Below are 16,358 nucleotides of genomic sequence, written 5' to 3'. Positions count from 1 at the left end.
TCACTGACCGAATTTCCATGAACAAGACGCTAGCTGAATGCGGGACAATGGTCAACGCGCGGTAGTCAGGTACTTCTATCCGCGAGACCGGCGCGAAAGATCCGCGCCGCTCCCTAAATGTCACTCAGCAGGAGTCGCGCTGAAGTCGGCCCCGCGATCAGCATCGAGGATTGAATCGATCGCGATCAGTTCAGGCATCTTCATACCCTTTGCGCCTCGCGTTGCCAGGAGATACGTGAGATAGACAGCGCCCAGTGCGAACATCACCGCAACATAGAACCACGGCTTCGCGAACGACGCGTCGCGGAATAGGGCGAGTTCGAAAGCGAGCCAGGCGATGGCAAAAATGAGCACCGGACCTTCCCATGCGCCAAGCGTAAATCCGTGGCTCGGGGGAAGCTCCTTGCGCTTCAAGGCGTACATGAGCACCGATACCGCATAGATGATCGCTGGAAGCAGCGTGGCTGCTGAAAAGAGGACGAACAACGCGTCGGTGTCCTGAGAGAAGATCGCCAGGACCACCTCGCCGATCAAGCCAACAAAAATGGTGGCGTTGACAGGCGTCTTCAACGTCGGACTGATCTTGTGGAGCTGCTGCCAACCAGGGAATCGCTCGTCACGGGACATCGCCCAGACGAGGCGCGTACCGCTCAGCAAAATGACGAGGCCGCAGGAAAAGATTGAGATGACGACCAAAACGAGCAGGAAGTTTCCGAGTACCGGACCAAGTACCCGCGCAATGACGTCGGCGGTCGGTGTGCCGGAAGTTTCAAGAGTGGTTGGGTCGCCCAACAAGGCGGTAACCGCGATCAGGAAAAGCATGCCGATGATGCCGAGGCTGAGTACCGCCTGCCACATTGCCTTGGGCACCACACGCGCTGGTTCGCGGGTCTCTTCCGCCAAGTTGGCAGCGGACTCGAAGCCGACAATCGTGAACGCGCCAAGAAGCGTGCCCATGATCCACGGCCCGACACTCGTCAGTCCGCCGAAGGAATAGTAGCCTTCCGCGCTAACTTTCCCCGTGCTGAAGAGATTGGCGAAGTCGAGCTCATTGTTGATGTAGCCAACTGTGAAGAGCAGGATTATGAGCCCAATCATACCCACGAGCTGAATGGTAACGGCGACCGCATTGAACTTCTGGGTGAATTTGGTTGAGAACGCGATCATCCCTGCTTGGACGATGATGACCAGGCTGGTGATCAGCCAGGCATTGTTTGCAGTTCCCTCATATCCGAAAAGGACGGGCAAGACGGTCGATGCGATCGTATAGTCGACGGCGCAGAGGACCACTGCGAGGAAGGTGAAGCTGATCCAGCCCATGATCCAGCCGAACACGGGATTGGTGATACGGGAGGCCCACTGGTATACATAGCCTGTGACCGGAATGCGCGCTGCAAGCGAGCCGAGGATAAAGGCCACCATAAGCTGGCCAACTACAACAATGGGCCAAGTCCAAATACCGACCGGTCCGGACGTTGAAAGCATAGCTCCATACGCCGTGAAGATACCCGTTGCGATCGATACGAAGCCAAACGCAACCGCGAACGATTGAAATGGCGTCACGTCACGCTTGAGCGTGTCGTGTTCGCTTCCTTGTGGCTGTGTGCCACAGGATTGGATCTTTCCTCTATTTTCCATTTATTTCCTCCTCTATTGTCAGGGTGCTAGAAGGTCACGCGGAAAACTCGCTCGTGACCTCGCTCCAAAGACTGACGCGGCGGTTCCGGATTTTGAAGAATTCGATCTCGCGGGCGACACCGGCGCTTTCCTTCCAGCCCACCTCGTCGATGACGATCAGTTCATCCATGGCGTCCATGAACACTTGATCGATCGGCGCCCAGAGATTGCCGATGCCCGCCTTGTCCAGATCGGACAAATGCTTGTTTATGGGGTGAGACATCGAGACTTGGCTGAAGACGACCGATCCAGAGCGCGCGATCGCGGCAGCCACGGCGTTCGAGATTTCAAAACGTTGTTCGACAACAGTCTTATCGGCGTGCCCGTACGGGCACGCGAGAAAGATCTTCCGCATGTTAAGCTCCGTTAAATTGTAAGGGACGGAACGCTGAGCGTTCCGGCTATCTAGTTCAGTTCTTCCATCCTCTTGCCCGTTCCACCGCGTGGTTAAACCGGCGGTGATCCTCAGTCGTGACAGTGCCGTCTGGCTTGAACGTCACCGCCGCGGCTCGGGAAGCCCCCACATCGATGCCGCAGAGCTCAGCGAGCCCCAAGGCGGTCAATTCATGCATGGGAGGGACCGTAATCGTCCGGTTGCTTGCCGACGCCAGGAACTGGGCAAAATACGAGCTTTGCGACAGGCCGCCATCGATCGAGATGCTGTCTCCCAGCTCCGTGACCTTGGATGCAGCTTCGATCAAACCGACGGTCAGCATTGCTATGCCTTCGAGAACGGCGCGCACCATGTCGCGTCGGTCCGTGGAGTGGTCCATGCCGACGAACAGAGGCGCAGCCTGGCGATCCCAATACGGCGCCGCCAATCCCGACAAGGCCGGAACAAAGACAATGCCCCTGCTGAGTGCGGAAGGCCCTTCAAAGACGCCAAGCTCCTCCAACGCTGAGAACAAGCCGATGTTGCGCGCCCATTCGAGCGCCGCGCCGGCGTCGTAGACGCCGCCCTCAATGGCATAGGTCACGTTTTCGCCGTTTCGGTGCCATGCGACCGTGGGCAGGAGGTCGGATTCCGGAGGTCGCTCGTTGCCAGATACGGCGAGCAAGAAGGCACCCGTTCCGAAAGTGATCTTGCAGTCGCCGGGCTTTCGGCAACCATGACCGTATAGCGCACCCTGCTGATCCACGATCGAGACTTTGACCGGCGTGTCGCCGATCTTCCCGAAGTCGCCGTCTACAGTAGAAATCTTCGGCAGGCACCCGACTGGAACACCGTGAAGTTCGCACATCTCCGAACTCCACTGACCGGTCTTCAGATCAAGCAGTCCCGTTCTCGAGGCCGTAGCGAGGTCTGTGGTGAAGGAGCCGCACAGGCGGTCCAGGAAAAAGGCATCGGTTGTTCCGAGCCGAAGATGCCCTTGCGCAAGGGCGGACGCCACGGCAGGAACGTTCTTGATCAGCCACGCAAGCTTGCTCGCCGAGAAGTAAGGGTCCAGCGGAAGGCCGCAAACCTCCTTGGAACGCTTTTCAAGCGCCGGATCGAGTTTCACCAGGTTGTCTGCAGTGCGGGCGTCCTGCCAGACGATCACCGGCGACAATGCCTTTCCCGTCCTTGCGTCCCATGCGAGGCAGCTCTCACCTTGGTTGGCGATACCAATAACGTCGACCGGCCCAGCGGCTTGCAGCACCGCTTCGATATTGCGGATCAACTCCTCGGGATCATGCTCAACCCAGCCAGGAGCAGGATGGTGCTGCCCATGGCGGTGGCTGCCCGCAACGCGCCATTCGCCCCCCTCTTCCACGACGAGGCAGCGTGTCGATGTGGTTCCCTGATCAATTGCAGCAACGCGCATTCACAATTCCTCCTTAAAACCAAAATGGACGTGCTGCGCCTTTTGCGCATTTGGCGGTATCGGGACCTGGGTTCTCCGCTCAGGCATCCACTGGCCCCGCTTCGACCAAATCACCTTGCCTTCAATTTCCAGAGAAAGGGTCCCGAAGGCCCGACGAACGAATCGCAATTGAAATTGCCTGAATGCGACCATCTCCAAGTTGGAGCGGCGCAAGATGTTCGGTACGACCAGCTTCACGGGATCGTCGAACGTGACTGGCACAAAATCTGCCGGGCCGATGTCGCGCTTAAGGTCGAGCGCAAGTGAAGCGCCGACCGCCCGCCCCTCTCTGAATGCCCACCCACAGGTTTCCACCGCTCTGAGCACGTTGCCTCCCGCGAAGTACAGCGGGTTGGCTGAACGACCATCCTGGTCCACCACGGGGCCGCTGCTACCTGTATCGACGCCCATGGCAGATTGAAGGAAGAGCGACGATTCGGGTGTGAACTGGCCGGTGAGGAGTACGCCGTCACAATCAAGGGTTTCCAACGTTCCATTCCTGCGGATAGTCACGGCCTCTACCCGGGCGCGCCCTTTGATGTCGACGAGTTCGGTGGACCGATAGAATGGAATCCCCACAAGGGCCGGAAACCAGGCCAGGGGTTCACGTGCCAAAGCATGCGGTTCCTGCTCGATCATCGCCACCGGCCGTGCCCCATGCGTCAAACAGGTAAGAACAGCGGACAGAGAAACGAGCTCAGAGCCCACGATCAAAGGACGCAGGAACGGCATCAGGCCGTGAAAAGCGACGTAAGATTGTAAAGTACCGGTCGTGACAACGCCGATCGGACGATCACCCGTCAGGAGACGCGCAGATCTGGGCTTTTCCCGCGCTCCGGTCGCGACCAGCAATCGCCTGGCCTTCAGCGTCTGCAGGCCATGCGGCGTTGTCACCTCAAGGCTAGCATCGTCGCCAAGCGCAACGACCGAGTGGCCTGTGCGGATGTCGACGCCGGCAGCGATTGCCTCTTTGTGCAAGCGACGGCCATAAGCACCACCGAAATAGACCCGTCCGAATTCGCGCATGCCGAAGGGAGAATGGCTGCAATGGCGCGTTGCCCCGCCGAGTTCGGGCTCGCGATCAAGAAGCACGACCTCTTTGATGCCACGCCGACGCAGTTCGAGCGCTGCGGATACACCCGATGGGCCACCACCGACAATAATGACGTCCGCGGTCATTTTCGCTTCTCCTGTCCGATATCCGCCGCAAGCGGCGTCGCAAGTTTTCCCTCCGTCATCGCGGCAAGATGGGCATTACAGTAAAAGCCCTGGCAACGGCCCATGCCCGCACGGGTCCGGCGACGCAGGCCTCCGAAATCGCCCGGGGGTACCGGGCTCGCCAGCGCGGCCTCGATCTCACGCTTCGTCACCAGCTCGCAATGACAGACGATCTGACCGTGATCCGGTCGCTGCCAGTCGCGTTCGCAGGTTTCGGTCAGGTTAGGTACCGTGATATTGGGCACCGAGGCCGGTGGATCGAGGGCGTCCGAAAACGCCGAATGCATTTTCACCGCGTGCTGGGCCAGACCCAGTGCCGCGCTGAGACCTGTCGAGCGAATGCCGCCGAGCGTGATGGCGCGCTGTTCGCCACGGACCTTGACGCGATAGGCTTTCTGTTCGGTTGCGGGCCGCAGGCCAGCATAGACCGCGGTGACGGGCATATTGGCAAGCGCGGGAACAATTTCAGCGCCACGTTTCAAAAGCGCTTCCAATGTCTCCGTCTCGACTGTGGCGCGCACCCGGTCCTCCTGCTCTTCTGCAGTCGGACCGATCAAAACATTGCCGAAGGCCGTCGGGCACACGACGATACCCTTGGTGATCTCCGTTGGAACAGGAAGCACGATGCGTGGCACATGGGCAAACGCGGCCTTGTCCAGTACCACGAACTGCCCCTTGCGCGGCCGGATTTCGAATTCCCGCTCGAACCCAAGGCGCAGATCCACGACATCGCCGTATAGGCCAGCAGTATTGACGACCGCACTAGCCGATAGGGTCCCGGAGGTCGTCTCGAGCGTCCAGACACCGTCGAAGTTGCCCTTCAGCAATTCGGTACTGCGCAAAAATCTTGCACCGAGTGCGATGGCCTGGGTCAGATAGGCGAGCGGCGCCGACCAGGGATCGATGACGTGCTCTCCCTCCACTTCAAGGGCCGCAACCACGCGGGTGGAAAGGCCAGGCATGCTGTTCCGCGTCTCGCCTGCATCCAGCAGCCGAAGCTCTGTCACACCATTTGCGCGTCCTTCAGCCTCGATCGTCTCGAGTTTGCTGGCCTCCACATCGTTCCAGGCACAGACGAGTGCGCCGGTCCGCACGAGTGACAGGTTGAGGCTCTCGCGAATTTCAAGATATTCCTGCCGTCCGGCTTGCACCAGTTCCAGTTCGAGGCTGCCGGCAGGGGCGTCGAAGCCGGTATGAAGGATCGCGCTATTGGCCTTGGAGGCGCCAGAAAGTATATCCGCGCCCTTTTCGATCAGCACGACGCGGGCACCGGCGAGCGCGAAGCGCCGCGCGACTGCGCAACCAACGACACCGGCACCGATAATCACGACATCATACATTTCAGAGTTCGGTTCGGTCACACCGACCATCGCCGTTTCCTTCCATTTCGGTCATTTGGTGACCGAATCCACAAATAACATGACCGAAACAAATGGCAACGTAAAAAGTTCTCCAAATATCTGTCGTGCCACGAGTTTGGGTGTGGATTTCAACAAATTTGACTGTCGGGCCAGCCGTAGCCATTACTTGACGAACGTCTTGCCAAGGCCCAGGGAACGGTCGACAATCAACACCACCGCCAGCGTGAGCAGGATGAGCAACACGGAAACGCTGGCCACCAGCGGATCTGCCTGCATTTCCACCCGACGATAGAGCTCCACTGGCAATGTCGTCATGCGTGGCCCCGCCAGGAAAAGCGTTATGACGACTTCGTCGAAGGAGACGAGGAAGCATAACGCGGCGGCGGCAATCATTCCGGGCCTCATGGCCGGCAATGTGATACGCCGGAAAACCGCCAAAGGCTTCGCTCCGAGGCTGGCCGCGGCCTCTTCGACTGTCAGGTTGAGGCCGCCGAGCGATGTTGTCAGAACCCGCAACGCGTAGGGCAGCGTTACTGTCAGATGGGCCACCACCAGCCCGTAGAAATTGCCGAGAAGTCCCATGGAAGCGAAGACGATCAGTATCGCCAGACCAAGAACGATCGTCGGCAGCAACAGAGGCGCGGTGAGGATGTTGAATAAGATGTCAGTCACCACCGAACGCTTTCGGACGATAACGTAAGCGGCCGGCAGGCCGATCACTACCGAGAGCACGGTCACGATGACTGCCAGCGCGAGGCTGGTACCGAAAGCAACGGCCATGCTCCTGTCGTCCAGGAGAGCGGTGTACCAGCGGACACCCCAACTTGACGGCGGGAAAGCCAGAACCGCGTCCCCGCTGAATGACAGGGGGAAAACGAGGATCACGGGTGCCAGAAGATAGATGAACAGCACCGTCACCAGGATACGAAAGGAAAGACTGCCCATGTTCGCGTGCATGAAGTGAACTCCTAGAACGAGAGCTGGCGCAGAATGCGGGCGTAAAGCGCGACCGCAACGCCGAACACGACGAGCACCAGCATCGACAGCGTCGCGGCCAGCGGCCAATTAAGTGTCACCATTGCCTGGTCATAGATTTCCGTCGCCAAGAGGAATACGCGCCCCCCGCCGAGCAGTTTTGGCGTGATGAACGACGAAATGGCCAGCACGAAGACCAACAGGCAACCAAGCGCGATACCAGGCAGCGTCAGTGGCAGGATGATACGGCGGAAGACACGGACCTCCGAAGCACCGAGCGAGCGGGCGGCATCTTCTAAATTGCTATCCAGGCGGCCAAAACCCGCCAGCAGCGCCAGGATCATGTAAGGCATCAGGATTTCCGTCAGGCCGACGATAACACCCGTAGTGTTGAACATCATCGGCGGTGCCTGGACGCCGAACCGGCCGAGCAACGATGGGATCAACCCCGTGTCCGAAAGGATGGCGACCCACCCGTAGGTGCGCACAACCGCCGAGGTCAGCAGTGGCGAAATGACGAGCACGGTCAGCATGGTTCTCAGCCGGCCCTCGGTACGGTGCAGGAAAAAGGCGATCGGGTAGCTGCAAAGCAGCGCGAGCAGTGTGATCGCCAGGCTCACGAGAACCGAATTCAACAAAATGCGCCCGTAATAGGAATCACCTATCAAGCTTGCCCAATTGTCGATCGTGAACGCCTCCCCGATACCCCCGCCGACAAGGGCTTGTGCGAAGGACAACTTGGCGAGATTAACGATCGGCAGGATGAACCCGATCGCATTGATGATGATGATCGGCAGAAGAAAGGCCGTGGTCAGAGAAACCGGAGAAGAGGACCGTGACTGCGACATGCTAGTCCTCCCGGAAGACGAGCGTATCGACCATTGACCAGGCAAGCCGCACGGTTTCACCCTCTTGCGGCATGCTTTCGCGCGAACGTGTCGATCGTTCGACGGTGATCTCAGTGCCATCCACGAGCACCCCTATTTGCAGAACATCACCGATATAGGTAATGGCGCGCGCGATGCCCGAGACGACGTTTTCCACGTCGGGAACTGTGTCGCCTTGCCGCAACAGGCTGATCCGATGCGGCCGCATCATCAGCTGAACCTTTCCGGACAAGGCCTGATCGGCCCGAATGGTGTGTGTACCGATACGATATTCACGTCCGCCGGCATTTTCGGCGGCAATTCGGTTCGCGCGCCCGACGAACGAAGCCACGAAAGGATTGGCCGGATGTTCGTAGATCTCGTGGGGCGTACCGATCTGCATCAGCTTTCCGGAGTTCATGACCGCCACCTTGTCGCACATTGCCAGCGCTTCCGTCTGGTCGTGGGTGACGAAGATCGCGGTGATGCCGAGCTTTTTCTGGATATCGCGGATTTCCTGGCGCATCTCGTCGCGCAGCTTGGCGTCGAGGTTGGAAAGCGGCTCATCGAGAAGAAGGATGGAAGGACGAATGACGAGGGCGCGGGCCAGCGCCACGCGCTGCTGCTGCCCGCCGGAGAGCTCGGTCGGCCTGCGGTCTTCCTTGCCTTCCAGACGTACCATCGCCAGCGCCTCACGAACCCGCGTGGCGATCTCGTCCTTTCCGATGCCGCGCATCTCAAGACCGAAGGCGACATTGTTTCCAACGGTCATATGCGGAAATAGAGCATAGTTCTGAAACACGATGCCCATGTCACGCTTGTAAGTTGGCATATGCGTCACATCGCGCCCGCCGACGATGATAGTGCCCGAAGTGACGGGGATCAGTCCGGCAATCATGCGCAAGGTGGTCGTTTTGCCACAACCTGACGGACCGAGCAGTGCAACGAGTTCGCCGGAAGCGATGTTCAGGTCGAGAGCGTCTACACCCACGAAACTTGTGTAGTGCTTGCTGAGCTTGTGCAGGTGAAGGTAGCCACCAGACGCCGTTGCTTGTTGAATCGTCATGATAGGGTCCTCGGCCGCGCCCTTGCGCGCCTCTTAAAATGGGGCTCCCCGTTTCCGCGGAGCCCGGGTCCTTGTCCGCTTCAGCGGGAGATGACACCACGCCGCCATTCCTGCAGGATGCGATCACGCACCTTGGCAGCTTCGAGCGGGTTCATCGGCAGCATGCGGTCCATGGACTTGGCGGCAGTCCGCGATGCGACTTCATCCGGCAGCTCAACCTTGGAATTCGCCGGAGCATAGAACATCGCCTTGGCGAAAGCGGCCTGCGCTTCCGGGCCCAACGCGTAATCGATGAACTTCTTAGCAGCCTCGGTATTCTTCGCGCCTTTGACGAGGTTGAGAGAGTTCACCTGGAAGACGCTGCCTTCTTTTGGTAGCACCGCGCCAAGATTGGAGCCGGGCTGAGCGGAGAAATATTGCGCGCGAGCGTTCCAACCAACGCTGAGCAATGCCTGCTTGCTCATGATCGGCGTATACGGATCGGGCTTCGGCTCAAAGGTCAGGACATTGCCGGAAAGCAGGCCTAGCTTCGTGATCGCCTTTTGCGTGCTGGTAACGAAGTCGCCGCCCCCCGCCATCTTCTCGGCGATGACGGTGAGGGACATGCCAAGGATTTCGGGCGGTGCCGGAATGGCGACCTTACGCTCGAGCCCCTTGCCCCATAGCGCTTCCCAGGTGTCCGGCGCGGGCGTGACTTTTTCCTTGTCATAGAGCAGAACGACGTTGTCGAGCGTGAAGCCTACGCCTGCCACGCCGTCGAGGCGTGCCTGCGGATAAAGATCGGCGACATGCTTGCTGACGCTTTCGTCGACCTTGTCGAACAGGCCTTCGTCGGTTCCAGCCTTGGCGACGCCGATGTCCATTATGACCGCATCGACCTGCGGTGCGGCCTTCTGTGCACGCAGTGTTCCGAGGATTTGGGCCGAACCACCGATGGCGTAGTACTCGACCTTCACCTCTGTCTGGCTGGCGTTGAAGGCATCAACGACGGCCTTCTTGTACTGGTCGGCAAACAGCTCGCCGTAGCCGCCCAGCGTCACAACCGTCTGTGCCGATGCGGCGCCCGCGAAGAGACCGAGACCCACTACCGCCGATGCTATATATGTGAACAGGGTTCCCCTTTTCATTCTCTGCTCCTTGTTTGGTTCTAGAGTTGTGTTGTCAGACGCGACCGAGCGCCTTGTCGATCATGGCCGTTGCACCGCTAATATCGGCGATGCGTTCGCCCTTGCGCAGGCGTTCGAGCATCACGAGCTCGGCCTCCTGCATGCCGATGGCCTTGCGGGCAACAGCCTCGGCCTCGGACAGCTTCAGCACCAGCACACCACTTTCATCCGCCAGGATGGCGTCGCCCGGCTCAATCGTCTGGCCGCCGACCGACACCGGTACGTTAATCGCACCTTCGAGGCCGAGGATTTTCGTGGTGATCGGTGACGGGCCGCGGCACCAGAGCGGAAAATCTAGGCGCCGAACTTCAGAGAAGTCGGTCCCCGGACCATCGATGATGCCTGCCTTGACACCCGCCAGCTTCATGGCGTTGGTCACACCGCCGCCCCAACAGGCGTGGCGGTTGTCGCCGCAACGATCGACGACAATGATGTCGCCCGGACGCGCCATGTTGATGACGTAGTGAAGCATAGCGGAATCGTGTGTCGGGATGCGGACGGTGACAGCCGTGCCGGCAACGCGGTGCTGCGGCAGTACCGCCTGGATGTCGCGATCGACAAATCCAGAATGGTATATGTGCCCGACAGTCGCCGTTTCGGTCCGTTCCAGAAGTTCCACAATCTCTGCCGGAATCTGGTCGGGCATGGCATTGACAATAAACATGGGGAGCGCTTCCTCACTTGAGAACATGGTGCTGCGCGACCGGCAGGTTCATGCGGATCTTGTCCTGGTAGTCGAAGTCGAGATAGCCGGAAACGAAGCCGACTTGGTCGGAGCACTGTGCGGTGATGTGACCCCAGGGATCAATGACCATCGAGTGGCCCCAACACCATTTCCGGCCGCTCGCATGCGACAGCACTTGGCCAGTCGCCAAGAACCAGGTCTGCGTTTCAATTGCGCGGGCGCGCAGGATCGGCTCCCAGTGGTCTTTGCCGGTCTGCAGTGTGAAAGCGGCCGGCAAGACGATGATCCGGGCACCCTTGTCACGCAAGGCGCGAAAAAGCTCCGGAAACCGCATGTCGTAGCAGATGGCGCAACCCACGGTGACGTCGCCGACACGATAGGTCACGACATCTTCGCCATGGCAGACGGCATCGGATTCACGGTAGACAAAGCCATTCGGTGTCTCCACATCGAACAGGTGCATCTTGCGATAACGAGCGACCTCCTTGCCCCTGGGATCGAAGACCACCGTCGTATTGTAGTGAGCGTTACCCTCGCGCTCGATCATGCTGCCGGCATGCAACGTCACGCCAAGCTCGGTGGCCAGCCCTTGCATCAACTTGTAGGATTCGCCATCGGGGAAGGTATCGGCGCTCGCTTGGATATTGTCGCGACCTTCGCCGAGATAGGTGAAGTTCTCGGGCAGCACCACGAGATCCGGCTTGTCGCGAGCGACGGCAGCCCGGATCAGGCGCTCGGCCTCCTTCAGGTTCGCGGCTTTGTCGTCCTGCGAATTCATCTGGATTAGGGATACTTTCATGGGTCTTTCCTCACTTTAGAAAACGAATGTCTTGGGTTCACGTTGCTCTAAAGCCGCGCGCCACGTGGTCTTTTATGAAGCCGGCGCCCAAACGCACTAGCTCCGCGACCAGTGCAGCGCCAGTCTCAGCAGAGCAAAGGTGCGGATCACCACCCCACACGCCGTCCGGTGCGTTCTCCGCAGCCTCGGTCGGGGCCTGAAACGATACGCCGCCATAGGACAGCGTGCCGTAACCGCCGACCTCAACGCCGCCAACCTTGAGACCAGGGGTCGGGTTGCGCATCAAGTCGGAGCGCAGAAGCTGGGGAAAATAATGCAGGCCGACCGAAGTCAGCGGATCGGCGCCGTGACCGGAGCTCTGCGCCGCGCGCTCGGGACCTAATATCTTCTGCAAGAGCCCATAGCTGATCTGCCACAGATACATAGAAGTGATGAAAACACCGTGGGATTGCCGCCATCTCAGGGCGACCTCGGTAATCGGTGGCACGTTGCCGCCGTGGCCGTTGACAATGAGGATGCGTTTGAGGCCATGGCGAATGAAGCAACCGATCATGTCGTTTAGGATCATCGCCAACGTCTCGTGCCGCAGCGAAACGCCGCCGTGGCTACTCTCGAAGAAGTCCTTGCCGCCAAAAGGAATGACGGGTGCAACAAAAGTCTGGACACCAGCGGCGCGCGCGCTCTTTGCAATATCCATCGCAACGGCGTCTGCCGCCATGAAGTCGCCCATTGGAGCATGGGTTCCCTGGTCCTCAAGCGAGCCCATCGGCACCAGCAAGACGGCTTCGGCGTTGAGATGTTGGCGAGCCTCTTCGCTGGTGAGCTCAGCAATTCGGATCTTGTTGGTCATGGGCGCCCTTCCGATATATCGTCTCTAATGCAAGCCTTCCATCGGCCTGGCGAAAACTCCCGCAGTTCCGGCACCTTGTCCGCGCAACCCGGCAGAGCGAAAGGGCATCGCGTGCGAAACACGCAGCCGCTCGGCGGCGACAGTGGTGACGGGATTTCCCCGCTCAAGGCGACGCGTGTCTTCTGGTGATGCAAGCTGGGCTCAGCGGAAACCAACGCTGCGGTGTAGGGATGCCCCGGTGAGAAATGAACCGCATCTGCCGGCCCGCTTTCCATCACCCTTCCGAGATAGAGCACGACAACACGATCCGAGATGAAACGGACTACGGACAGATCATGGCTGATGAACAGCAGCGAAACGCCGGTTTTTTCTCGCAGGTCGGCGATCAGGTTGAGGATCTGGGCTTGGATGGAAACGTCGAGCGCCGAGACTGCCTCGTCGGCAACGATAAAGCGCGGTTCTACGGCAAGCGCACGGGCAATGCCGATGCGCTGGCGTTGGCCGCCGGAAAACTGATGCGGCTTGCGATCGAGGAAATCGGGACTGAGGCCGACCAAATTCAACAGTTCGCGCAGACGCGGTTCGCGCGCTGCGCCTGTGTGCAGTCCATGCGTATCGAGCGCCTCCGACAGCGTAGCACGCACGGACTTGCGTGGATCGAGGCTGGCATACGGATCCTGAAAGATGATCTGCATGTCCTTACGCAAGCGCCGCAGCGTACCAGCGTCCGCACCCACCAGTTCGTTGCCGTCAAAACGTACCGACCCGGTATCCGCCTTAGCCAAGTTGAGAATGGTACGGCCGATCGTGCTTTTACCCGAGCCGCTTTCGCCAACGAGGCCCAGCACTTCGCCGAAACCGAGCGACAGACTGACATCGCGCAGGACCGTCATTCTTCTGCTGCCGAACAGGCCCTTCCGCGCAACCGGATAGCTCTTGCAGAGGTTCTTGACCTCGAGTAACGGACCGTTTTCCAACGTGAGATGTTTCTTCATGCGGCCAGCTCCCCGGCCTTCAGACAGCGCACGCGACGATCTTCACTTGCAAATGACTTGAACTGCGGCCGCTCGGCGGAACAAGCTGGCATCGCTACAGGACAGCGGTCGCGGAAGGAACATCCGGATGGGCGGGCATGCGGTAAGGGCGGCGCGCCACCGATCATTTGCAGGCGGTCGCCACGGGCGGAATGAAGGCCTTCATGCGTCGAAGGCATGGAGGCGATGAGCGCCTTTGTATAGGGATGGCGCGGGTCGAATAGCACGTCGCGCGCGGGTCCGTCCTCTACGATCTGACCGGAATACATCACCAGGATGCGGTCCGCGATTTCCGAAACGATGGCGAGGTTGTGGCTGATGAACAGCATGCTAAGGCCGTTGGCATATTCGCTGCGCAGGCGCTGCAACAGATCCATGATTTCGGCCTGGATCGTCACGTCGAGCGCCGTCGTCGGCTCGTCGGCGATCAATAGCTTCGGCTCGCAGGTCAAAGCCATGGCGATCATCACGCGTTGGCGCATGCCGCCCGACATCTGATGGGGATAGCCGTTGAAGCGGCGTTCGGCTTCGTTGATGCCCACGATCTGAAGCAGCTTAAGCGCCAGCCCCCTGGCATCGTTGCGGCTCATCGGGCGATGGGCGAGAATTGCCTCGACCATCTGATCGCCGACCTTGTGGACGGGATTGAGCGACGTCATCGGATCCTGGAAGATCATGGCGATCTCATCGCCGCGAACCCGCTCCATGGTGCGTTCGTCGGCCCTGTCCAGCGAGACGAGCTCACCGGACTTGGCGCGCAGCGAGAGCTGCCCCCCTGCCCTGTGGATGGTTTCCGGAAGGAGCCCCATCAGGGCAAGCGAAGTTAGGGACTTGCCGGAACCGCTTTCGCCGACCAGTGCCGTGCATGCCCCTTCCCGGAGATCGATGGACACGTCTTCGATGAGCGGGATGGGGGCGCTCTTTGCACCGAGCGTTTCCAGCCGCAGGCCATCGATTCGAGCAACTGTCGCCATGTCGAGCGCAACCTCGCAGGCGGATTTGCTCGCCTGCGCAACGAACAGGCGCGCCCGCTTCGTTATACTCTTTGGGTCGAGTACGTCGCGTAGGCGGTCGCAGAACAGGTTGATGGCGAAGATCGTGATCGTCAGCGCGATGCAAGGAATGAAGATACCGAGCGGGTCCTGCACCATGAAACCGCGCGCGCCACGGATCATCTGCCCCCAGGAGGGTGCAGGCGGCACGACGCCAAGCCCGAGAAACGACAAACCGCTCTCGATGGTGATGGCAGCGGCCACCGTCAACGAAAACTGGATCGAAAGAGGTCCGGAGATATTGGGCAGGATAGTGCCGAGCAGAATACGGTGCGACGGAGTGCCCAGCGCGCGCGAGGCCTCAACGAATTCCAGGGCAGATACACGCAGCGCTTCTGAAAAGGTGATGCGGGCGAAAACCGGAAAGTAAAGGATGGAGAGAACCGCAACCAACGTCAATGCGCCTGGTCCGAATAGCGTGACCACGAGCAGCGCCAGCAGGATCGGCGGGAAACAGAGCACGATATCGGCAAGACGGCTGGTGACGAATTCGAATGGGCCGCGGAAATAGGCTCCGATCAGACCGAACAAGACGCCGACCAAGGCTGCAATTGCCGCTGAAGCAAAGGCGACTGCCAACGACACCTGACCGCCATAGAGAAGGCGTGCCAGCCGGTCGCGGCCGAACTCGTCTTGTCCGAGCAGGTGAGCCAAGCTCGGAAGGGCCAGGCGATCACGGACAGCGATCTTGACCGGATCGGCCGAGGTGATGAACGACGCCAGGAACGGGATGACGAGGACGAGCAGAAGCAGGACCGTCGGAACAATCAGGCTGAGCGGAAAGCGACGGATAACATCGACCAGACGTTTCATTTCAGTTGAATCCTCGGGTCGAGGAGGCTGTAGATGATCTCAACCACCAGATTGATCAAAATGAAGATGGCCGAGACGGTCATGATGACGGCGCGAACGACCGGATAGTCGCGCTGTTCGACGGCGGTCACCAAGAAGCCGCTTAGTCCCGGCCAGTTATAGACATACTCAACTAGAACAGTGGAACCGAGCAGCACACCGAGCTGGATGCCTATCACAGTGATGACCGGACCAAGGGAGTTCCGCAGAATGTGACTGCGAACCACCTTGCGCCACGGAAGCCCCTTGGCTTTCGCCGTCCGAACCCAATCATTCGAGCGCGTTTCCATCACGGAGCCACGCACCATGCGGTAGACGATCGCCATCAGGCCAAGAGACACCGACAGCGCCGGGAGGAAAAGCGCCGTCAGGTGCTGCCCGGGAGACTGTGCAAGGGGCACATAGCCGCCAGCGGGCAAGATATTCAGGGTCTGCGCAAACAGATAGATGAAGATGGTTCCGACGACGAATACCGGAACCGACATGAAAAGTGCGCTGACACCGGACGCAATTCGGTCAAAGGTGCCACCGGCGTTGAGCGCCGCGAAGGTACCAGCCGGAATGGCGACGCCAAGCGCAATGATGGCGGCCGCCGCGATCAGCTCGAGCGTTCTCGGCAGCCGGGCACCGATATTGCCGGAAATTGAAGAACCATCGATGATCGACGATCCGAAATCCAGCCCCGCCAGGTCCTTCATGAAGTTGGCATATTGTTCGGTAACGGGCCGATCGAGACCCATTTGCGTGCGCAGATTTGCAACAGCCTCGGGAGTAACCGTCCGCCCGCCTGAACTCAGCAGTAGCTCGGCCGGATCGCCCGGCACGATTTGCAGGATCGAGAAGACGATCGTTGCGACGGCGCACAACATGGCAGCCGCACCGAGCGCGCGTCGAATGAGAAAGGCAGGCATCG

15 protein-coding genes are annotated in these 16,358 nt (G+C 59.7%); all 15 read right to left on the bottom strand.

Translation table 11 applies throughout. The features are described from left to right. Positions 1–120: 120 nt before the first annotated feature. Entirely contained in the window at positions 121–1,638 is a 1,518-nt protein-coding gene (locus GA0061102_RS20385; RefSeq protein WP_092852622.1) for an amino acid permease, read from the bottom strand. A 34-nt stretch (positions 1,639–1,672) separates the two neighbouring features. Continuing rightward, the gene (locus GA0061102_RS20380) at positions 1,673–2,032 is read right to left on the bottom strand and encodes a DUF1937 family protein (RefSeq protein ID WP_092852620.1); all 360 of its coding nucleotides are present in this window, start codon (positions 2,030–2,032) and stop codon (positions 1,673–1,675) included. A 55-nt stretch (positions 2,033–2,087) separates the two neighbouring features. Then, the gene (locus GA0061102_RS20375) at positions 2,088–3,482 is read right to left on the bottom strand and encodes an FGGY family carbohydrate kinase (RefSeq protein WP_092852618.1); all 1,395 of its coding nucleotides are present in this window, start codon (positions 3,480–3,482) and stop codon (positions 2,088–2,090) included. Then, positions 3,483–4,700 carry an NAD(P)/FAD-dependent oxidoreductase gene (locus GA0061102_RS20370; RefSeq protein ID WP_092852616.1) on the bottom strand — a complete coding sequence of 406 codons (1,218 nt, stop codon included), beginning with the start codon at positions 4,698–4,700 and terminating at the stop codon, positions 3,483–3,485. After that, positions 4,697–6,109, bottom strand: a complete 1,413-nt coding sequence (locus tag GA0061102_RS20365) for an NAD(P)/FAD-dependent oxidoreductase (protein WP_092852614.1) — start codon at positions 6,107–6,109, stop codon at positions 4,697–4,699. The genes GA0061102_RS20370 and GA0061102_RS20365 overlap by 4 nt, the downstream gene beginning before the upstream one ends. A gap of 153 nt (positions 6,110–6,262) precedes the next feature. Continuing rightward, entirely contained in the window at positions 6,263–7,057 is a 795-nt protein-coding gene (locus tag GA0061102_RS20360; protein WP_092852612.1) for an ABC transporter permease, read from the bottom strand. Between the two features lie 11 nt (positions 7,058–7,068). After that, complete coding sequence (locus GA0061102_RS20355) at positions 7,069–7,923, bottom strand: ABC transporter permease (protein WP_092852610.1); 855 nt, start codon at positions 7,921–7,923, stop codon at positions 7,069–7,071. Position 7,924: 1 nt separating this feature from the next. Continuing rightward, positions 7,925–9,007 (bottom strand): ABC transporter ATP-binding protein, encoded by a 1,083-nt coding sequence (locus GA0061102_RS20350; RefSeq protein WP_092852608.1) that lies wholly within the window; start codon positions 9,005–9,007, stop codon positions 7,925–7,927. A gap of 80 nt (positions 9,008–9,087) precedes the next feature. Beyond that, positions 9,088–10,134, bottom strand: coding sequence for an extracellular solute-binding protein (locus tag GA0061102_RS20345; RefSeq protein ID WP_092852606.1), 1,047 nt, complete (start codon positions 10,132–10,134; stop codon positions 9,088–9,090). A 34-nt stretch (positions 10,135–10,168) separates the two neighbouring features. Then, complete coding sequence (locus tag GA0061102_RS20340) at positions 10,169–10,837, bottom strand: RraA family protein (protein ID WP_092852604.1); 669 nt, start codon at positions 10,835–10,837, stop codon at positions 10,169–10,171. Between the two features lie 13 nt (positions 10,838–10,850). Next, the gene (locus GA0061102_RS20335; protein ID WP_092852602.1) at positions 10,851–11,657 is read right to left on the bottom strand and encodes a carbon-nitrogen hydrolase family protein; all 807 of its coding nucleotides are present in this window, start codon (positions 11,655–11,657) and stop codon (positions 10,851–10,853) included. A gap of 37 nt (positions 11,658–11,694) precedes the next feature. After that, positions 11,695–12,507, bottom strand: coding sequence for a creatininase family protein (locus tag GA0061102_RS20330; RefSeq protein WP_092852600.1), 813 nt, complete (start codon positions 12,505–12,507; stop codon positions 11,695–11,697). Next, entirely contained in the window at positions 12,504–13,502 is a 999-nt protein-coding gene (locus tag GA0061102_RS20325; RefSeq protein ID WP_159432179.1) for an ABC transporter ATP-binding protein, read from the bottom strand. Before GA0061102_RS20325 ends, GA0061102_RS20330 begins: the two co-directional genes overlap by 4 nt. Further along, positions 13,499–15,406 (bottom strand): dipeptide/oligopeptide/nickel ABC transporter permease/ATP-binding protein, encoded by a 1,908-nt coding sequence (locus GA0061102_RS20320; RefSeq protein WP_092852598.1) that lies wholly within the window; start codon positions 15,404–15,406, stop codon positions 13,499–13,501. Before GA0061102_RS20320 ends, GA0061102_RS20325 begins: the two co-directional genes overlap by 4 nt. After that, a complete protein-coding gene (locus tag GA0061102_RS20315) occupies positions 15,403–16,356 on the bottom strand; it encodes an ABC transporter permease (RefSeq protein WP_092852596.1) in 954 nt (317 codons plus the stop codon). The genes GA0061102_RS20320 and GA0061102_RS20315 overlap by 4 nt, the downstream gene beginning before the upstream one ends. Between the last annotated feature and the right edge of the window lie 2 nt (positions 16,357–16,358).

The sequence above is a fragment of the Martinezella miluonensis genome (assembly GCF_900094545.1).
Taxonomy (GTDB): domain Bacteria; phylum Pseudomonadota; class Alphaproteobacteria; order Rhizobiales; family Rhizobiaceae; genus Rhizobium; species Rhizobium miluonense.
This window is presented reverse-complemented; position numbering and strand designations above follow the sequence as displayed.